The organism is Actinomadura sp. NTSP31 (assembly GCF_041951385.1).
Classification (GTDB): domain Bacteria; phylum Actinomycetota; class Actinomycetes; order Streptosporangiales; family Streptosporangiaceae; genus Spirillospora; species Spirillospora napierensis.
The window spans coordinates 94,410-113,452 of record NZ_JBGNUT010000023.1; the positions used below are offsets into that span (position 1 = coordinate 94,410).

Sequence of the window (19,043 nt, forward strand, 5' to 3'; positions counted from 1 at the left end):
CGCTGCGGGAAGCCGCGGGTCAGGGCCAGTCGCGGGTCAGGTCGAGGTCCCACGGCACGAGGTTCCACGGGCTGCGCCGCTCCCCGGCCAGGTGCTCGACGAGCCGGTCGTACTCCGCCTGCGCCCGTCCGCCGCCGCCCGACCACAGCAGCCGGCCCTGCAGGTAGCAGGTGGCCATGTCGTGCCAGGACGTGTAGCGGCGCTGGATGTCCAGGGCGAGCGGCAGCATCCGCTCCCAGCAGTACTCCTCGGTGAGCCAGCCCACCATGTGGCCCCACCGGTACAGCATCAACGCGCGCGCGTAGTCCCAGATCAGGAACCGGCCGACGTTGTCGCGCAGGCCCGGGTCGGCGAGGACCTCCAGCCGGTGCAGCTCCTCGCCGGCGTGGTCGCGGTCGTTGAACAGCCGGTGCAGGAACTGGGCCAGCTCGCCGCCCTCCTCGCTGGCGTCCGCGCCCGGCTCGTCGCGCAGCAGCGGCGGGACGAGCTTGGCGTACGCGGCGCCCTCGTCCCCGTACCGGACGCGGACCAGCTCGATCAGCCGCTCGACGAACGGCGGCTCCAGCCGGTCGGCGGCGATGAGCCCGTCCACCTCGCGCAGCAGCGCGGCGTAGCGTTCCTGCAGCTCGCGCGGGCGGGCGGCGATCCCGGCGTCCATGGTGAAGTCGGCGCGGTGCCCTTCCTGGACGAGCCAGTTCACCGCGGCGAGGAGCTGCTCCAGGTCGTAGGCGCCCCACGGTTCGCGCAGCAGCTCCTGCGCGGTGCGCCGGTCGGCCGCCGCCGCGGACTCGCCGGGCGCGGCGCCGAGCCGGTCCAGCCGGAACCCGTTGATCGCGCCGTACGGGGCGCCCGCGCCGATGATCCAGCGCTGCACCGGGGTGAGGTCGCTGCCGTGGGTGAGGACGCCGGGCAGGTCCGGCGCGGAGATCAGCTCCCAGAGCCGGCGCTGGAACTCCTCGGCCTGCCGCTCCTCGCTCTCGAAGAACCCGGCGAGCTGCTTGCGCAGCGACGGGTGCCGGACGTACAGCCGGCGGAAGAACCGGCCGTTCTTCCACACCAGGTGCTCGGGGCGCAGGTCGCCGAAGGGGACGCGGGTCCGCCGGTGCACCATCGCCTGCTCGGTGAAGCGCAGCTCCAGCTCGGGCCAGAGCGCGGGCAGCGGGGTGAACCGCAGCGCCAGCAGGAAGGCCAGGACGAGCGCGACCATCACGGCGCCGGGGGCGAGCGCCCACGTCGCGGCGTCCCGCAGCCCGGTCAGCGACAGCACGGCGCCGAACAGCAGCAGGACGACGCCGGCGGCGGCGCAGGACAGGAACCAGCCGGTGGTCAGGACGAGGGAGCCCTCGATCCGCAGCACGGCCTCGTCGTCGTCGAACTCCAGGGCGCCCTCGGCGAGGGTCCCCTCGACGGCCCGCTCAAGCGCGCCGAGCTGGCCGTCCGCTCCCATGAAGGGGACCGTACCTCATCCGTTACGGGTAGATCATCGGCTGTGTGCGGCGTATGCGGCGGCGAGGGCGTGGAAGGCCGCTTTGGGCCACCGCGTTCCGTCCGGGGCCATCGCGACGACGCCGTAGGAGGCCATGTCGAGGTCGCGGGCCGGGTCGGCCGGGTCGTGCGGGAGCCCGAAGCCGGCGTAGGTGAACCAGAAGGCGCCGTCGACGCCCTCGGCCTCGAACACCTCCAGCAGTTCGCGCAGGTAGCGGACCTGTTCCTGCTCGTCGCGGACGTAGTCGCCGGTCAGCCGCGGCGGCTCGGCGCCCCGGTCGACGATCATCCATCCGGTGCCGCCCCGGTCGGCGGCGCCCCGGTAGGTGCAGCAGCCGAACTCGGTGACCGTGACGGGTTTGCCGTGCCGGAAGTGGCCGCGCAGTTCCTCGCGGTAGCGCGCCGCGTTCCCGGCGTCGCGGTAGGCGTCCACGGACACGAGGTCGAACGGTCCCCAGTCGAGGTCCTCCCACGGGCCGGCCGCGTAGGTGATCCGGCCGCCGAACCGTTCCCGGGCGGCCGCGACCGCGTCGGCGAAGAACGCGTTGACGCGGCCGGGGACGTCGCCCATCGCGGCGTACACCTCCGGGTCGCCGGACATGACCGCCTGGATCCGGGCGTACACGTCGTCTCCGGGAACGAAGCCCTTCGCGAACAGGCTGACCTCGCAGCCCATCACCAGCACGACCTCCGCGCCGCCGCGCCGGACGCGCTCGGCCCGCGCGGCGCACTCGGCGAACAGCGCCGCCATCTCGCCGGTGTCCAGTTCGCACGGGAACGGCGCGAACCACACCTCCAGCCCGGCGGCGGCCGCCTCCTCCGCGGCGGCGCTCAGCCGGTCCGGGTCGCCCCCGCTGATCCGGACGGCGTTGCAGTGCAGGTCGGCGGCGATGGCGCGCATGTCGCGCCGGACGTCCGCCCGGTCGAATCCGGGCCGGCTGTCGCGGCCGCCGGGGAAGAAGCCGGTGTCGTAGTTGATGCCTCGTGCGCGCATGTCCTTGCCTTCTCTGCGGGTGCTCGGTTCGTCTTCGCCGGCGCTCAGGCCGCGATGGCCGCCGGGGCCGCCGGGGCCGCCGGGGCCGCGGTCTCGCGCTCCTGCGGCGCGCGCGCCTCGGCGTCCACCATCTCCTTCATCGGCTCGGACGCGCCGCCGCCCACCACGGCGCCGATGCCGATGGCGGCGACGAGCATGACGGTCCCGAGCCAGGCCATCGTCTCGACGGGGACGGTGTAGGCGCCGACGATCCGCGCGGCGCACTCGGCGAGCAGCGCGCAGCCCCACAGCGCGCTGAAGCGGCGCTCCAGCCCGCAGAACCGCGCCGAGCCCGCGCGCAGCCGGTCCCACGCCGCCTCGCGGGCGGCGTCGCCCCTGGTGAGGAACGGCTTCAGCCCCGCGCTCATCAGCGGCTTCGCCCCGAACGCCGACACCAGGATCGACAGCCCGATCACGCTGCTGATCCCGGAGTCCTTGGCGATCATCAGGCGCGGGTCGCCGGCGACGAAGCCGAGCGCGATGCCCGCCGCGTTCACCGCCAGCATCAGCCCGGCGAGCCCGTTGACCGTCCGGTTCCGGACGGCGCCGCCCACGGTCCGCACGGCCGGGACCACGCTGCTCAGCGCCAGCGACGCCACCAGGTCCAGACCGAAGCCCTGGTGGGCGAGGTAGTAGACGGCGAGCGGGACGGCCACGTCCACGGCGAGCGGCGCCAGCGCCCTGGCGGCCTGCGCCTGCTCGCCGGCGTGCGTCTGCTGGATCTTCATCGGGCCCTCCGTGGCGTCTCGCTTGCGGTGGTCCCAGCTTCGCGAGAACCGGACGGGCCCGGCAGATCCGTCCGTCCACGGCTCGGCGGGACAAATGTCACCGCGGCGGGCGGGACGCTACGACGCCGACTGGAGGTGCTGCATCAGCAGGCTGTGCCGCTGCCAGCCGTCCTGGGAGCGGCCGTCGCCCAGCGGGAACATGGTCAGCGGCTGGCGCGGCGGCCCGACCTGCTGGCCGGGGATCCCGTTCGGCCCGCCGACGGCGCCCGCGACGGCCAGCGCGACGGGGGCGGGCGCGCCCGTCCAGCGCGGCTCGGTGGTGAGGTCGGCGCGGCCGGGGGTGAGCTGCACGAACAGCGACGCGACGGGCTGGTCGGCGGCGAGCGCGCCGACCAGCGACCCGAGGTGCTGCAGCGGCGGCGGGTCCTCCGGGCCGTAGCCGACGGTGACGGTGCTGACCTCGGCGACGCCGCCGCCCTGGGTCGCGGTGAAGTCGCAGATCGCGTGCGCGGGGCGCGGGCCGTCGCCGACGACGAGCAGCCGGGCGGTGGAGCGGGCCCGGGCGTACTCGGTGAGCCGGTCGGGACGCCACGGGTGCTCCAGCGGCTCGGCGGGGCCGAGCCCGGCGGGCAGCTTGCCGGTGGTCAGCTGCAGCAGCCGCTCGACGGGACCGCCGAGGTGCCCGTCGGCGCCGTGCCGGATCCGGTAGACGAGGGTGAGCTGCGAGCCGATCGGGGCGGCGGGGCGGGTGGTGAACCCGGCCGCGTAGTCGCGGGCCTCCGGGACCGGCACGAACGCGGCGCCGCCCCACTTCATCGGGCGCCCGGTCAGGCCCTCGTAGTAGCCGTCGTCGTTGTGGACGATCCACTGCAGCTCGGCGCCGGACGCGGCGCTGCGCAGCGGCAGGGACAGCCGGGTGGCGAGCGGCGTGACCAGCTGCAGGGTGCGGCCGGTGGCGGCGCATTCGCCGAGGGCCCGGTTCAGCCAGGCGCTCAGCGCGACGACCGGCCGGTCCTGCAGCACGACCATGGCCTGGTCGGTCAGCGCGTCTACGATGCTCATCTTCACCGGAGTCTAGCCACCTCGCCGCGGGGCCCAGAGCGGGTCCGCGGGGGCCGCGCGGCCCCTTGGCCCGCCGCTACCGGCCGAGTTTCCCGTGACAGGGGTGACCGCTGTCCAATCTGTGCTGAAATGTTACGGATGCAGCGAGCCGCCCCACCCGCGCCGGTGTACTACAGCGCCCCATCGCCGCCGGAACCGCCGGCGCCGCGGGGGCGCCTCTGGCGCGTGCTCGGCTGGGTCTCGATCGCGATGTCGGTGGTCCTGGTCGGCGGCAGCCTCACCGCGTACGGGTTCTGGCGGCGGCTGGACGGCCAGATCCACCGCGAGAACGTCAGGGACAAGCTCGGCAAGGACCGGCCCGCCAAGCTCAACGACTCCATCAACATCCTGATGATGGGCTCCGACAGCCGGCAGGGCGCCAACGCCCAGTACGGCACCGAGCAGGGCGAGCGCTCCGACACCACGATCCTGCTGCACATCTCGCCCGGCGGCGCCGGCGCGATCGGCATCAGCTTCCCGCGCGACTCGATGGTCAACGTCCCGAGCTGCAAGCGCAAGAACGGCACCACCATCCCCGCCTACCTCGGCATGCTGAACTCGGCGTTCTCCAACGCCGGCCCGTCCTGCACCTGGCGCACCATCGAGGCGGTCACCAAGATCCACATCGACCACTTCGTCGAGGTCGACTTCTCCGGCTTCAAGCAGGTCGTGGACGCCCTCGGCGGCGTGGACATCTGCGTCGACAAGCCCGTCAACGACCCGAAGGCCGAACTGCACCTCAAGGCGGGCAAGCAGACCGTGCACGGCGACCAGGCGCTCGGCTACGTGCGCACCCGCTACGTGCTGGGCGACGGCTCCGACCTCGACCGGATCAAGCGGCAGCAGGCGTTCATGGCCTCGGTCGTCAAGAAGGCCACCGACAAGGGGATGCTGACCGACCCGGGCCGGACCTACAACTTCCTGTCCGCCGTCACCAAGTCGATCCACGCCGACGACGAGCTGACGCTGTCGGTGATGCAGAAGCTCGCGAGCGGCCTGCGCGGGATGAGCGCGGGCAAGGTCCGGTTCGTCACGGTCCCGACGATGGCCTACCCGAAGGACAAGAACCGGGTCCAGTTCAACCAGCAGCTCGCCGAGCCGCTCTTCCAGGCCGTCCGCGAGGACAACACCCCGCCCGAGCCCGCCCCGGCCCCGGTGCCCGCACAGCAGAAGGTGCAGCCCGTCCCGCCCGCCCAGGTCAGGATCGGCGTCTTCAACGGCACCGGCGAGCACGGGCTCGCCCAGCGCACCGCCGACGCCCTCGCCGAGCGCGGCTTCAAGGTCGTCAAGGTCGGCACCGTCAAGTCGGCGTCCAAGACCAAGATCCTCTACGGCAGGGGCGCGGAGAGGCAGGCCGCGCGGACGGCGCTGGCGGTCCCCGGCCACCCGTCGGCCGCCTGGTCCAAAGCGAAGGCCGGCTACGTCTATCTGGTCATCGGCAAGGACGGCGCGAAGCTGAGCGGCGGCGGCGCGGCGGTGCCGAAGGTGGCCGGCGAGATCCGCGCCGACCGCGACGTATGCGCCCAGGCCTGAACCGGACACCCCGCAGCAGGCTCACCAGGGCCGGGCCGGGCACGTTCCATCGTCATCAGTCCCACCACACCGGTATCTTGGCGGCGCGCAACCATCAACCACACTAAAGCGTCACATGAAGGGCGACGTTTCCGATCAGCGCCCCGCCCCCGTCCCCGTCACCGCTCCTGAGACCGACCCGCCCCGCCCGACCCCAGCACCCCCGAGGAGCCGCTCCCGGGCCACGCCCCCGCCGCGGCTCGCGCTCCGACGGCCGCCACGGCCCCACCCGGAAACGGACCGATGCAGCCCGAACCCTTCACCCTTCTGATGACCGTCTACGGCGGTGACCGGGAAGAGTACGTCCGGGACGCCTTCCGCAGCGCGGTCGACGACCAGACGCTCCGCCCCGACCAGGTGGTGCTGGTCCAGGACGGCCCGGTCCCGCCGGAGATCGCCGTGGCGCTGAAGGAGCTCGCGGCGACCAGCCCGGTCGAGGTGACGTTCGTCCACCTGGAGGTCAACCGGGGCCTCGGCCCGGCCCTGGACGCGGGACTGCAGGCCGCCCGGCACGACATCGTCGCGCGGATGGACGCCGACGACATCGCGATGCCGCACCGCTTCGAGCTGCAGGTCCCGCTGGTGCGGCAGGGCGCGGAACTGGTCGGGGCGGGGCTGCTGGAGTTCGGCCGCGACACCGGCGACGTCGTCGGCCGCCGCATCCCGCCAAGCGACCCCGGCGACATCGTCCGCTACTCGCGGCTGCACGACCCGTTCAACCATCCGACGGTCGTCTACCGGCGCAGCGCCGTCATCGCCGCCGGCGGCTACGGCGACCTGCCGCTGATGGAGGACTACTGGCTGTTCGTCCGGATGATCGCCGCCGGCGCCCGCCTGGTGAACGTCGCCGAACCCCTCGTCTACTACCGCGTCGGCGACGGCGCCTACCATCGCCGCGGCGGCCGCGAGCTGCTCCGGTCGGAACTGCGGCTGCAGCGCGAGATGCTCGCGGAGGGCTTCATCTCGCGGCGCCAGTACCTGCGCAACGTCATCGTCCGGGGCGGCTACCGCCTCGTGCCCACCCCGATCCGGCGCCCGTTCTACCGGATGCTCGTCGCCCCGTACGGCGCCCGCCGCAACGCGGCGAAGGCGGCCGAGGCCGCCCAGGCGGCCGCCGCGAACGCCGCGGCCCGGCTGCCCACCATGGCCGTCCCCGACGCGCCGGCGGCCCTCCGCGACCCGGTCGCGTCCGGCCCCGACCCGACGATGACGGTCCCCGACCGGCCGGCGTACCGGCCGAAGCACGCCCGTCCCGACGACGACGTCCAGACGGGGTACGACATCTGGCCCGCCTACGGCGCGCAGGACCCGACGACCGCCGACCCGAGGGAAGGCTGACCGGCGCCGCCCCGGCGGGGAGCACGCCGAGACCGGGGCCCGCGCGGGCCCCGGCCCCCTACGGGACGGGACGGCTCCACAGGACGGGCTGCTCACCGCTCTGGGCGACGGTGTCACCGACGCCGAGCAGGGAGTTCCCGGCCACGCCCAGCCCGGTGATCCGCTGGTCGCCCTCGCCCGAGAGCCCCTCGCCGGACGGGGTCGCCGCCTTCCACGACGAGCCGTCCGCCGACGTCCACGACACCACGTCCGTCGCGCCCGGCTCCCCGGTCGTCCCGGTGGCGGCGAAGCCCTTCGGCGTGGCCGTGAGGGCCGTCACCGTGAGGTTCGTCCCGCCGCCGGGCGCGGCCAGCGGCCGCCAGGTCCGGCCCGAGTCGGCCGACACGTAACCGAGCCAGCCCAGCCCCTTCCCGGTCGCCGCGATCCCGGTGGCGACGACCGTGGTGCCCTTGACCGCCACGTGGGTGAAGTGCCCCTCCTGCACGCCGCCGGGGAGCGGGAGCTCCTGCAGCGTCCACTGCTTGCCGTCCGGCGAGGTCCACACGTTCGGATGGTTGCCGCTGCCGCCGCGGCCGCCCCCGACCGCGATGTAGCCGGAGGATCCGGCGGCGACGTCCAGCATCCAGTGGCCGGCCCCCGCCCGGCCTTCCAGGGCGTTCGGGGCGGCGCTCTTGCCGCGCTCCCAGTTCTTCAGGTCCGCGGAGAACCAGGTCGCCGCCGACGGGCCCTCCGTGCCGACGATCACGTACCCGGCCGGGCCGCTCGCGGCGGCGGCCGTGACCGGCACCCCGTTCCTGTTCGCGGCGAACGGGGCGGCGGCGTCGGCGGCCCGCCAGGCCGCCCCGTCCGCCGAGGTGACGACGAGCGGGCGGCGCGGCGACGCCTGGTCGTAGCCGACCGCCAGCCAGCCGGCCTTCCCGTCGGTCACGTCGGTGAGACGCTGCGGTCCGGGCCGGGTGAACGCCGCCCCGAGCCCCTGCGCCTCCCGCCAGGAGGCGCCGTCCTTGGACGTCCAGACGTCGGCGTCGCCGGACGCGCTGCCCACGGCGACGGTGAGGCCGCCGGCCGCCCGGACGTCCTGCACCGTGTGGTCGGGCCGGAGGGCGCCGGGCACCTTCGTCAGATCGACGGGGATCGCGGTGCCGCGCGCGTCCCAGACGCTCAGCAGCGGGTCGGCGTCGCCGCCGCCGGGCTCGCTGCCGACGACCACCGTCTGCTCGCCGGCCAGCGCCGCCGCCGTGAGCCTGCGCCCGGCCTTGGTCTCCGAGGTCCCCGCGTCCTGCCAGCTCCGCCCGTCCGCGCTCCGCGACACCAGCACGTCGTGGCCGCGGACGACGACGGCCGCGTAGCCCCGCTCGTCGACCAGCAGCTGGCTGGTCCGCCGGTAGCCGCTCGTGGTCAGCGTGCCGGCCTTGGTCCAGGTGCCGCCGTCCTTGGAGACGAACGCCTGGCCGGCCGGCGCGCCGGACGCCTTGACCTCGCGCACCGCGACGAAGCCGGCCGGGCCGCCGCCGATCACCAGGCCGCGGCTGCCCTTCGGCACCGGCACCTCCGAGACCGCCCACGTCCGGCCGTCGTCCTCGGAACGCCAGACCTTGCGGTAGGGGCCCTGCTTGCCGCCCTTGGGGGTGATGAGCGCCTCGAGCAGGATCACCTTGCCGCCGGCGGCCGCCTCGACCGGCGAGAACTTCGCGTTCTCGACGTCGAGCCCGATCTGGTCGCCCGAGCGGGCCTCCCAGCGGCGCCCGTCACCCGACAGCCAGACGACCGGGACCGCGTCGCTGAAGTCGCCCTTCTGGCTCCGCTCGCCTATGGCCAGGAAACCGGAGTCGGTGCCGACGATGCGCTGCACGCGGCTGTTCCGCCCGAACACGTCCCCGACGGGGTCGGGCTGCCTGGTCCAGGTGCGCCCGTCGCTGCTCGTCCAGACGGCGCCGCCGTCGGCCCGGGTGCCGACGGCGACCCAGCCGTGCGACGAGCCGCCGACCGCGGCGGGCACGTCGCCCGGCGCGGGCACCGCGCCGCCGGCGCCCTTGAGCGCGGCGGGCTTGAACGTGCGTCCGCCGTCGGCGGAGACCAGGAAGAGGCCGCGCGCGCTCGCCGGCTCGGACTCGCCGCCGACCGCGACGACGGTCGACCCGACGGCCGCGACACCGGTGATCTGCTGGTCGCGGCCGTCGGTCTGGGTCGAGTGGTTCACCGGGAAGAGCGCGCCCGCCAGCCTGGCGCCGCCGTCGCCGGCGTCCGTGTCGTCGCTCCCGCCGACCAGCCGTGGCACGAGCACGACGCCGCCGCCGACCAGCGCCGCCGCGGCGACCGCGGCGACGCCGATGAGCAGCGGCTTCTTGAGGCTCCTGCGGGTCCGGTCGCGCTTGCCGCCCGGCGCGGTCGTGCGCCACGGCTCGTCGATCACCGGCGGGGGCGCGATGGGCTGCACGCCGTTCGGCTGCTGGGGGAGCGCGGGCGACGGCACGCCCGGGATGTCCTGCGCGTAGGGGAAGGGTTCCGGGGCGGCCGGCGCGGGCGGGCCGTCCGGGATCTCCTGCGCGTACGGGAACGGTTCGGGCGCGGGCGGTGCGGGCGACGGCACGCCCGGGATCTCCTGCGCCCAGGGGAACGGCTCGGGCGCGGAAGGCTGCATGCCCGGCTGCGGCGGCGCGGGCTGGGCGGGGGCCTGCGGCGTCGGCGGCAGCGCGGCCTGCGGGCTGCCGGGGATCTCCTGCGCCCACGGGAACGGCTCGGGCGCGGGCGCCGGCGGCGTGCCCGGGATGTCCTGGGCGAAGGGGAACGGTTCGGGTGCCGGCCCCGGTGGCGTGCCGGGGATGTCCTGGGCGAAGGGGAACGGCGCGGGCGGCTGCGGGGACGGCGCCGGGGGCTGCGGCGCGGGCTGCTGCTGCGGCGCGGGCGGCTGCGCGGGCGGCTGGACGGGCGGCTGCGCCGGTGCCTGGGGCCTGTGGGCGGCGGGGCGCTCGACGCGGGTGACGTCCGCGTCGTCATCGTCGCCGGCGCCCCCGAGCCAGTCGGAGGCGTCCAGGATGGTCCGGTCGCCCAACGCGCCGCCGGGAGGCTCGGCGCCGGGCGCGCCGGGGAACGGGGGCAGCGCCGGACGCGCGGACTCGCCGCCCGCACCGGTGCCCTGACCGCCCTGGCCGGCCTGCCCGCCCTGGCCACCCGGCGAGAACACCTGCGTGCGCATGGTGCCGCTGATGTCGATGTCGCTGATCGTCCGGTCGGACTCGTCGTCCGGCGGCTCCGGCAGCGGCTCGCCGAACGGCGGCGGCTGCTCGGCCGGATCCGGCAGCAGCGGCGCGGCACCGGACGGCCCGGTCCCGCCGGGCTCGTTCAGCCACTGGGGAGGCGGAGGCGCCTGCCCGGGCCGCCCGGCTTCGGGACGCTCGACCCCGCCCTCACCGGGACCGTGGTCGCCATCCTGCTTTCCGGTCGAAGTCACGCCCGCACTCCCAGCCTCAGGTCCCGTACACGTCGCCCGCGTGTCCGATCGTCGTGAGCGATGATAATGGCGCATTCGCGCCGAGGGTCCGTGTTGCGGACCCCGGCCGCCGTCATCCGGCCGTCAGCCGCCCGTTCATCCACCTCATGATCTCGGGCGTCAGCCGGGTGAAGGTGCCGAAGTTGTGGCCGCCGTCGGAGGGGAACAGGGTGTCCACCCGCAGCGGCGGCTTCGCCAGCTTGATGAACTGCTGCGCCTGCCGGTACCCCTTCTCGACCTTGCTGGCGGCCAGCAGGACGGAGGCGGGCGGGGACGGCAGGTACCGGGCCCGCCACAACAGGTCGTTGTCGTTGCGGACGGCCGCGCTGCCGCCGTACAGCTCGCCGGTGGTCGCGTCCTTGATCGCGTGCAGGTAGCCGCCGAGCGAGGCGCCCGCGACGAACCGGTCCGAGTGCATCATCGCCAGTTTCACGGCGCAGTAGCCGCCGGTCGACTGGCCGATCACGCCCCAGCCGCGCTCGTCGGCCGCCAGCCGGTAGGTCGCGCTCAGCGCCTTCGGCACGTCCTGGGCGAAGAACGCCAGTGACTGCGGCCCGCCCGGCACGTCGGTGCACTCGGTGTCGCGGGGCGGGGCGACCATCGTCCGGGTGATGACGTAGACCGTCGGCTGGATCGTTCCGTCGCGCATGTCCTTCGCGGCGAGCTTCACCATCGCCTGCCGCTCGATGATGCCGCGCGGGTCGCCCGGGTACCCGGCGAGGACGAGCGCCACCGGGAACCTGCGGTCCTTGAACTGCGGCTGGAAGTACTGCGGCGGCAGGTACACGAAGGCCTGCACCTGCAGACCCGTGCGCGCGCCGTGGATCGTCGTCTGCTCCAGCTGCCCGTCGCGCGCCGGGTCGTGCAGGCCCTGCTTCACCGACAGCGGCGAGACGGTGCGCGGCAGCGGCCCGCCGGCCCACGCGCCCCCGCCGGCCTTGAGTCCGCTCTGCACGGCGACCGGCCCGTCCAGCCGGCCGAACAGGTCGCTCCAACTCGCGTAGAAGACGAAGTAGGCGTTCATCCCCGTGACGAGGGCGAGCGTGATGAACAGCTGGCAGCCGGCCAGCAGCCCGCCCCGGGCGGCCTGCGCGCCGAACCCGCGGCCGCCGATCCTCGGCAGCGCCCACAGCGTCCCCGCCAGCGCCGCCACGGCGAGCAGGCAGACGAGGACGACGAAGGCCGTGCTGGTCAGCTGCATGGAACGTGCTCCCCCCTCGTCGGGCCGTACTTCCCGGTGGATCGGACGGCTCCGCTCACCCCGTCTGCCCCGCGGCGGCGCACCCCTGCCCGGAGCAGTGCACGAACGCGTACAGCTGGTTCGACAGCTCCCGCTGCCGCTGCTCGGGCAACTGCGCGGCGATGTTGCGCAGCTCATGGGGATCGTGCTTCAGGTCGTAGTACTCGTGCTCGCCGTCGGCGTACTCGACGTAGAGCGCGTCGCCGGTGCGGATCGCGTTGTAGGTCGTCGGCGCTCCGGGCGCGGAGTCCTGCCGGTCCGGGTCGTCCGCCGAGGGCGCGGGTTTGACGTGCTCGACCAGCGCCGCCTGCCGCCAGCCGGACGGCTTCTCGCCGCGCAGGAACGGGACCAGCGACCGGCCGTCGGTGCCGGCCGGGGCGGGCAGCCCCGCCAGGTCGAGGAACGTCGGCGCGAGGTCGGTGTTCTGCGCGAACTCGCCGACGCGGCGGCCCGCGCCGACCCCCGGCCCGGTGACGACGTACGGGACGTGGATGTCGACGTCGAAAGCCGTCATCTTGCCGCCGGCCAGCCGGTGCTCGCCCATGTGGAACCCGTTGTCCGAGCCGAAGACCACGTAGGTGTCGCGATCGATGCCGAGCGTCGCCAGCTCGCCGCGGATCCGGCCGAGCAGGTCGTCCACCGACTGGACCATCCGGACCCGGTCGCGGAACCCCTCGTCGATCCGGGCGATCGCGCCCTTGCCGAGCTTGGGGTGCTTGCGCAGCCAGGACGGCTTGTCGCCGATGTCCTTCTCGTTGAACGACGGCGACCGCGGCGCCTTGAGGTGGGGGAAGCTCTTGGCGTACCGGGGCGCGGGGACGAACGGGCCGTGCGGCGCGAACGTCGAGATCTCCATGAAGAACGGCTGGGAGGAGCCGCCCGCCCGCCGCACGAAGTCGGTGCCCTTGTTCGCCAGGACGTCGGTCAGGTAGTCCTGCGGCCGGTGGCCGTAGGAGACGAGGCTGCCGTTCTCGTTCAGGTTGTAGCCGTACTCGGGGTAGCCGTTGCCGGCGACGTACCACTCGCTCCACCCGGGCGGCACGTACGGCTGAGCCCCGCCCTGCTTGTCGTCGGGCTGGTAGCCGTTCATGTACTTGCCGAGGAACGCGGTGCGGTACCCGGCCTTCTGCAGCGCGGGGCCGAACGCGTTCTGCTCCCCGCCGTTCTGCTTGAAGACCTGGTAGCCGCCGAGGGGCGGGAAGTTGGTGCGGACCTTGGTGTTGTGCGGGTAGCGCCCGGTGAGGATGGTCGCCCGGGACGTGCAGCAGAGCGAGTCCGCCATGTAGAACCCGTCGAACGTGAGGCCGTCCCGCTGCATCTTCTGCACCTGCGGCATGTGCGCGACGAGGTTCCACGACAGGTCGTCGGTGAGCACGAAGATGATGTTCGGCTTCTTCGCCGCGGCCGGCGTGGCCGTTCGCTTGCCCTTGACGGCGCCGGGCGCGGCCCGATCGCTGCAACCGCTCGCCACGAGCACGGCGAGGAGGCACAGCAGGACGGCCGCCGCGCGTCCCCGCGGCCGCGCCCGGCCCGGTCGCACACGCGGGCGGAGCCGCCGTTGTCGGGTCACTGTCCGCCCTTCCTCCTGGTGCGCGGGCGCCTCGCGCCCGGTCGCGATGCCCGTGCCACGGCACCGCGCCGCGCGATAGATGATCAGAGGTCCGGCCTGCAAGGGTAACCAGCCCTGTGGCGATTCGTGCACTTGGCGCCAGTTCGCGGTTCGATGCGCCTTGTTGGCATCATGCGGAGGACGGGCGAGGGAGGGCGGGGTTCTGCGAGAGCGCGGGCTGTCGGCGCCGCTGGTGGGCGGAACCATGATCAGCGCCGTCGTGGCGCTGGTCGTGGTGATGGCCGCCTCATGCCTGCCGGGCGCGACGGGGCCGCAGCCCGGAGCGGGAGCCACCCGCTCGTCCGCCCCGCCGCCGCGCGCGTCGACACCGCCGCCCGCCCCCGCCGGCACCCAGACGCCGATCACCCCGCCCGGCTACTCGCCCGTCGAGCCGGTGCTCGACGGATGGTTCGCCGACCCGACGGTGATCAAGGCGGCGGACCGGTACTACGCCTACGGCACCAACAACGGCGACGCGACGATGCCGGTGGCGACCGCGCCCTCGCCGGCCGGCCCGTGGACCCGCTCGCCCGGCGACGGCCTCGCGCGGCTCCCGTCCTGGGCGGAGGAGGGACGGACCTGGGCCCCCGAGGTCGTGCCTCCGCGGCAGGGGTCGGGCATGTACGTCCTCTACTTCTCCGCCGCCCGCCGGGACCGCGACGTCCAGTGCATCGGCGTCGCGACCTCGATCTCGCCGGCCGGGCCGTTCGTCCCGGTCGACGGCCCGCCGCTGGTGTGCCCGCTCGACCTCGGCGGCGCCATCGACCCGTCCTCCTACATCGAGACGGACGGGACGCGGTACCTGCTCTACAAGAGCGACGCCAGGAAGACGGCGGCGATCTACCTCGTTCCGCTCACCGCGGACGGGCTGCGGGCGAACGGGCCGGCCGCGCGCCTCCTCGGCCATGACAAGAGCGAGCCCGTGCTGGTGGAGGCGCCCGACCTGGTGCGCCGCGGCGGCAAGTACGTGCTGCTCTACTCGGCCGGCTGGTACTTCAAGTCCGACTACCAGACCCGCTACGCGGTCGCGGCGTCCCTCCGGGGCCCGTACCAGAAGTCGCCGTGGCCGCTGCAGTCCACCGGCGCGTACCGGGGGGCGGTCGAGGGGCCGGGCAGCGCGGACGTCCTCAGCGACGAGACCGGCGACCATCTGGTGTTCCACGGGATCCTGAAGCACCACGGAGGGTCGACGGTGGACCGCGGCATGTACGTGGCCGCGCTCGGCTGGGACGGTTCCCGGCCGGTCCTGCGGGGAGTGCCCGTCCGGTACGAGGCCGAGCGGGGGCGGCTGAACGGCTGCGTCTCCGCGCTGCGGCGGCCGGAGGCGTCGGGCGGCTCGGCCGTCGGCCCGTTCGACCGCGGCGGCTGCCGCCTCGACGTCTCGGTGTTCGCGCCCGCCGGCGGGCGCTACCCGGTGCGGATCGGATACGCCAACCGGTCCGGCGAGGACTCCCATCTGGAGCTGTCGGCGAACGGCCTCGCGGGCGCGACGTTCACGCTGCGCGGGACCAGGGACGCGGACTGGGCCTCCGCCACGGTGGAGGCGCCGCTGAACGCGGGCTGGAACACGCTCAGCCTGATGCGGGTCGACGGGCAGGGCCAGGTCGACTACCTCGAGGTCCGCTAGGGCTTCGCCGGGGTGGTGCGGCGCGGTTTCGGCAGGGCCCGCTGCGGCGTGGCGGGCGACCCCTTCGGGTGCGCCTTCGACGGGGCCCGGTACGGACCGGTCCGCACGTAGAGGACCAGCCGCCCGCCCTTGAACCTCCAGTTGCCCGCGATCCGCCAGGGGCCGGTGGCCTCGATCATCTTCAGCCGCCGGACCACCAGCGGTCCGGGGTGCGTGGTGCTGGCCCTGGTGTGCATCAACCACACCCGGTCGGACTGGACGAGCGGGCCGCGCAACTGCCAGGGGGCCTTGTCGATGCCGGAGAAGTTGCCCGCGCGCACCGGGTCCTCGGCCATCCCGATGTCGCGCAGGCGGCCGAAGGCGTCCGGATAGGCGCCCGCGTCCCAGCGGACGACGCCGTTGAGGTAGACGATCGGGTCTCCCTGGTGCGCATGGCGGCGCACGACCTCCGCTGCGGTGCGCACGTCGTCGAGCTTCGCGTCGTGCCGCCTCAGGGCTGTCTGCGGCTGCACGGACGGGACGGTCAGCACCGCGACCGCGGCCGCGAGTAGCGCGCCGCCCACCCACGGGCGTCCGATGGCGGCGAGCGCGGCCAGCCCGGCGCCCATGAGCAGTGACAGGGCGGGCACGGAGAACAGGACGTAGCGGAACATGAACATGGGGTCGGCCACCAGCGACGCGAGGAGCAGCAGGACCGACGGCACGACCAGCCAGGGCAGCGTGAGGACGGTGAGCGGGACGCCGGACCCGTCGGTGCCGCGCCGGGCACCGTCCCGGCCTTCGGCGCCGTCCGGGCCCTCCGCGGCGTCCGCGCCGCGCGTCCGGAGGCCGACGAAGGCGCCGGCGAGCACCGGCACCAGGGTCGGCCAGAGCAGGTCCCGGCCGCCGACCATGAACTTCACCAGCTGCCAGACGAGCGTCCACGACGGCCGGGGCAGCCACGCGACCTGCTCGGCCTGGGTGTGCGCGACCAGCGCGAGCGGGAGGAGGAGGACGCCGGCCAGGCCGCCGCAGACCGTCCAGCGCAACCACGACCGGCGGGCCTTGGAGCGCGCCAGCAGGAGCGTCGCACCGTGCGCCGGCAGCAGCAGGACGCCGTCGAGGTGCAGGAGGCCGAGCAGCAGGATCGCGAGGCCGTACCCGGCGAACCAGCGCCACGGATGCCGCTCCCGCGGGTGGACGCCCCGGACGAGCAGGTAGGTGGCCAGCACGGCGACCGCGGTCACCATCGCGTACGAGCGGGCCTCATGCGCGAAGGACGCGACGGGGACGGATCCCGCGTACACCAGTCCGGCCAGCAGCCCGGCCATCGGCCCGGAGCAGCGCCGCCCGATCAGCGCGACGCCCCCGGCCGCCACCGCGGTCGCCAGCGCGCTCGGCAGGCGCAGCGACGTCTCACCGGCGCCGAAGACCGCGACCCACACCTTCATGGCCAGGTAGTAGAAGGCGTGCACGAGGTCGAGGTTGTGGAACAGGCGCAGCATCTGCCCGACCGGGCGGCTCGTCGCGCTGAGCGTGGCCGCCTCGTCCAGCCAGAACGAGGGCCGGCCGATGTAGACCAGGCTGAGGGCGAGCGCGGCGGCCGCCGGGACGAGCGGCACCGCCCACCGGGCGAGCCGCCGCTCGGGGCGCGCCGCCTCGTCGCGCGCGGGGCTATCGAGGGCGAGGCTCGTCATCGGATGGGACCTCCACTCCGACCTCGCGCAGCAGGTCGGCGGTCGGCTTCGGACGGGTGAGCAGGCCGTCGCGCAGGCCGCGCAGCATGGCGCGGCGCAGCACGGTCCGGTCGCCGGACCCGGCGAAGGTCCGGGTCCAGCGCCGGAGCGTGGACCCCGCGTACAGCACGCGTTCCGGCGGTGCGAGCCCCGGGCTGCCGCTGAACAGCCAGATCTTGTTGCGCACCTCGTAGAAGAAGCGGTCGCCCGGGTCGGCGTCCGCCCCGCCGAACTCCTTGGTCTTGTGGACGACGACGCTGCGCGGGCACAGCACGCCGCGGCGGCCGCGCAGCAGCCGGGTGGTGAACTCGAAGTCGTCGTTCCACAGGAAGTAGTCGGCGACGGGCAGCCCCCGCTCCCGCACCGACGCCGCGTCCACCAGGACGGAGACGAAGGACGCGGAGCGGACCGGGACGCAGCCGGCCGCCCGCGCGATCTCCCGCTCCGCGGGCGGGGTGCGGGGCTTGGCGCGCGGGGTGTTCATCGGGTGGTCGCGGCCGTCGGTCCACACGACGCGGCTGGCCACGAGGGCCGGCGGCCCGTCCGGGCCCGTCGCCCGGCCGCGGGCGGCGAGGAGTTCGCCGAGCGCGGCCGGCTCGGGGACGGTGTCGTCGTCCAGCAGCCAGAGCAGATCGGTTCCGGCCTCCAGCGCGTGCGCCATGCCCGCGCCGAAACCGCCCGCTCCGCCGATGTTGCGCGGCAGGACCAGCAGGTCGGTGTCCGGGAAGCCGCGTGCCACGATCTCCGCGGTGCCGTCCGAGGAGGCGTTGTCCACGACGACGACGCGGTCCGGCGGACGGGACTGGGCGGCGAGCGCCGCCAGCGCCTCCTCCAGCAGGGCGCGCCGGTTGTAGGTGACGACCACGGCGGTGACGGACGCGGCGGTACCTTCCGCCGTACTCCCGGTCACAGGCCGCGCCGGCCGGTGGCGCGGCGGGCGGCCCGCTGCAGCGCGGGCGGCGCCGCGGCCGCCGCCTGCACCAGGCGGTCCAGGTTCTCCCGGACGTCGGCGAGCTCGCCCTGCAGGTGGGCGAGCCCGATGCGCTCGTTCGCCCTGGCCAGTTCCCGGAGCAGCGCGGCGGCGACGCCGACGGACGCCGCCGCCACCAGCTCGTCGGGCACGTCGCCGGGCAGCAGGACCTGCTCCGGGTGCCGGGAGGTGGTCAGCTCGTCCAGGTCGCCGGCCACCCGGTAGCCGGAGGCGCGCAGCGACCCGGCGAGTTCGCGGGTCCGCTCGGCGGCCCAGGCGGCGTGCCGTGCGGGCAGTCCCATGCGGGTGCGGCCGGTGTCGTCGGTCGCCTCGGTGAGCCCGTACCCGATGAGGTGGTCCCGGACGAGCCGCTCGTAGTCGCCGCCCAGCGCCGGGGCGATCTTCTCGTTGAGCCGGCGGAGCAGTTCCGCCTCGATCACCGACAGCGGCTCCTCCTCGGCGATCCCGCCGACGTCGCAGCTGCCGGCGTCGATGCCGGTCAGCGCGCTGAAGCGGTCCCACAGCAGGCCGGGGCGCTCCCCGGGCGGCGGCAGGGTGAGGACGTGGACGCGCTCCCTGGGCACCACCGACTCCCAGGTCCGCAGGACCCGGACGGCGTCGTGCAGCCCCCAGAACATCTCCCCGTACGGTTCCGGGGCCCCCGGGCCGAGGGTGACCAGGTCGTCGACGAACCGTTCGAAGGTGATCGTGTGCGTGTGCCTGATCTGCTCCTGCCAGTCGAAGATCAGCTGCCAGCCCAGGTCGCGGGTGGCGAACACGACGTGCACCTCGGCCGGTTCGAGCGCCGCCACGGCCCGCTTGGCCTGGTGCTCGGTCGCGCCGCCGAGCAGGCCCTGGGAGAAGACCGCGGTGTGCCCGTCCCAGTCGTGGACGCGCTCCGCCATGCGGTCCCAGGCGCCGTCCCAGGCCGGGTCGCGGTGCCCGCCCCAGCTCATCTCGCGCAGGTCCATGACCGCGCCGAAGTGCTCCATCGGGCCCGCGATGGGGTAGCAGACGCCGGCGTCGCCGAGGCGCCGGCGGTTGGCCCACAGCGCGTCGTGGAGGAACGCCGTGCCGGCGGTCGGCGCTCCGACGTGCAGGTAGACGGTCTTGCCGGGTCGGTCCCCGCCCATGG

The 19,043-nt window shown here is 74.6% G+C and carries 13 protein-coding genes; 3 read left to right on the forward strand and 10 right to left on the reverse strand.

The window, feature by feature from the left end:
- Window positions 1-19: 19 nt before the first annotated feature.
- From ACA514_RS32710 to ACA514_RS32725, 4 genes are all read right to left on the reverse strand, one after another.
- Complete coding sequence (locus tag ACA514_RS32710; protein WP_375045133.1) at window positions 20-1,447, reverse strand: DUF1266 domain-containing protein; 1,428 nt, start codon at window positions 1,445-1,447, stop codon at window positions 20-22.
- 33 nt (window positions 1,448-1,480) lie between these two features.
- Window positions 1,481-2,479, reverse strand: coding sequence for a hypothetical protein (locus tag ACA514_RS32715; protein ID WP_375045134.1), 999 nt, complete (start codon window positions 2,477-2,479; stop codon window positions 1,481-1,483).
- Between the two features lie 44 nt (window positions 2,480-2,523).
- Window positions 2,524-3,246, reverse strand: a complete 723-nt coding sequence (locus ACA514_RS32720) for a VC0807 family protein (protein WP_375045135.1) — start codon at window positions 3,244-3,246, stop codon at window positions 2,524-2,526.
- A 117-nt stretch (window positions 3,247-3,363) separates the two neighbouring features.
- Window positions 3,364-4,308, reverse strand: a complete 945-nt coding sequence (locus ACA514_RS32725) for a DUF6177 family protein (RefSeq protein WP_375045136.1) — start codon at window positions 4,306-4,308, stop codon at window positions 3,364-3,366.
- A 138-nt stretch (window positions 4,309-4,446) separates the two neighbouring features.
- On the opposite strand from ACA514_RS32725, the gene ACA514_RS32730 reads away from it, so the two are divergent.
- Together ACA514_RS32730 and ACA514_RS32735 are read left to right on the forward strand one after the other, a co-directional pair.
- The gene (locus ACA514_RS32730; RefSeq protein WP_375045137.1) at window positions 4,447-5,880 is read left to right on the forward strand and encodes an LCP family protein; all 1,434 of its coding nucleotides are present in this window, start codon (window positions 4,447-4,449) and stop codon (window positions 5,878-5,880) included.
- Between the two features lie 282 nt (window positions 5,881-6,162).
- Window positions 6,163-7,257, forward strand: coding sequence for a glycosyltransferase (locus ACA514_RS32735; protein ID WP_375045138.1), 1,095 nt, complete (start codon window positions 6,163-6,165; stop codon window positions 7,255-7,257).
- Between the two features lie 58 nt (window positions 7,258-7,315).
- Here ACA514_RS32735 and ACA514_RS32740 read toward each other — a convergent pair whose 3' ends face one another.
- The 3 genes from ACA514_RS32740 to ACA514_RS32750 form a co-directional block, all read right to left on the reverse strand.
- Entirely contained in the window at window positions 7,316-10,708 is a 3,393-nt protein-coding gene (locus ACA514_RS32740; protein ID WP_375045139.1) for a hypothetical protein, read from the reverse strand.
- A gap of 112 nt (window positions 10,709-10,820) precedes the next feature.
- A complete protein-coding gene (locus tag ACA514_RS32745; RefSeq protein WP_375045140.1) occupies window positions 10,821-11,948 on the reverse strand; it encodes an alpha/beta hydrolase in 1,128 nt (375 codons plus the stop codon).
- Between the two features lie 55 nt (window positions 11,949-12,003).
- Window positions 12,004-13,557 (reverse strand): sulfatase, encoded by a 1,554-nt coding sequence (locus ACA514_RS32750; RefSeq protein WP_375045141.1) that lies wholly within the window; start codon window positions 13,555-13,557, stop codon window positions 12,004-12,006.
- Between the two features lie 244 nt (window positions 13,558-13,801).
- Between ACA514_RS32750 and ACA514_RS32755 the strand changes: the two genes are divergently transcribed.
- On the forward strand, window positions 13,802-15,223 hold the full coding sequence (locus tag ACA514_RS32755) for a family 43 glycosylhydrolase (protein WP_375045142.1): 1,422 nt from the start codon (window positions 13,802-13,804) through the stop codon (window positions 15,221-15,223).
- Here ACA514_RS32755 and ACA514_RS32760 read toward each other — a convergent pair.
- From ACA514_RS32760 to ACA514_RS32770, 3 genes are read right to left on the reverse strand one after another with little or no spacing between them, the layout of a single operon-like run.
- Complete coding sequence (locus ACA514_RS32760) at window positions 15,220-16,899, reverse strand: glycosyltransferase family 39 protein (protein WP_375045143.1); 1,680 nt, start codon at window positions 16,897-16,899, stop codon at window positions 15,220-15,222. The two genes, ACA514_RS32755 and ACA514_RS32760, sit on opposite strands and share 4 nt — an antisense overlap.
- On the reverse strand, window positions 16,877-17,848 hold the full coding sequence (locus ACA514_RS32765; RefSeq protein WP_375045144.1) for a glycosyltransferase: 972 nt from the start codon (window positions 17,846-17,848) through the stop codon (window positions 16,877-16,879). The genes ACA514_RS32760 and ACA514_RS32765 overlap by 23 nt, the downstream gene beginning before the upstream one ends.
- Window positions 17,845-19,041: a hypothetical protein gene (locus tag ACA514_RS32770; RefSeq protein WP_375045145.1), complete on the reverse strand. Its 1,197-nt coding sequence runs from the start codon at window positions 19,039-19,041 to the stop codon at window positions 17,845-17,847. Before ACA514_RS32770 ends, ACA514_RS32765 begins: the two co-directional genes overlap by 4 nt.
- Between the last annotated feature and the right edge of the window lie 2 nt (window positions 19,042-19,043).

What these genes read in the sequence shown, in the direction of transcription:
- ACA514_RS32725 (WP_375045136.1), bottom strand. Translation starts at nt 4,308, where the DNA reads ATGAGCATCGTAGACGCGCTGACCGACCAGGCCATGGTCGTGCTGCAG.
- ACA514_RS32735 (WP_375045138.1), top strand. Translation starts at nt 6,163, where the DNA reads ATGCAGCCCGAACCCTTCACCCTTCTGATGACCGTCTACGGCGGTGAC.
- ACA514_RS32720 (WP_375045135.1), bottom strand. Translation starts at nt 3,246, where the DNA reads ATGAAGATCCAGCAGACGCACGCCGGCGAGCAGGCGCAGGCCGCCAGG.
- ACA514_RS32745 (WP_375045140.1), bottom strand. Translation starts at nt 11,948, where the DNA reads ATGCAGCTGACCAGCACGGCCTTCGTCGTCCTCGTCTGCCTGCTCGCC.
- ACA514_RS32710 (WP_375045133.1), bottom strand. Translation starts at nt 1,447, where the DNA reads ATGGGAGCGGACGGCCAGCTCGGCGCGCTTGAGCGGGCCGTCGAGGGG.
- ACA514_RS32770 (WP_375045145.1), bottom strand. Translation starts at nt 19,041, where the DNA reads ATGGGCGGGGACCGACCCGGCAAGACCGTCTACCTGCACGTCGGAGCG.
- ACA514_RS32760 (WP_375045143.1), bottom strand. Translation starts at nt 16,899, where the DNA reads ATGACGAGCCTCGCCCTCGATAGCCCCGCGCGCGACGAGGCGGCGCGC.
- ACA514_RS32715 (WP_375045134.1), bottom strand. Translation starts at nt 2,479, where the DNA reads ATGCGCGCACGAGGCATCAACTACGACACCGGCTTCTTCCCCGGCGGC.
- ACA514_RS32755 (WP_375045142.1), top strand. Translation starts at nt 13,802, where the DNA reads ATGATCAGCGCCGTCGTGGCGCTGGTCGTGGTGATGGCCGCCTCATGC.
- ACA514_RS32730 (WP_375045137.1), top strand. Translation starts at nt 4,447, where the DNA reads ATGCAGCGAGCCGCCCCACCCGCGCCGGTGTACTACAGCGCCCCATCG.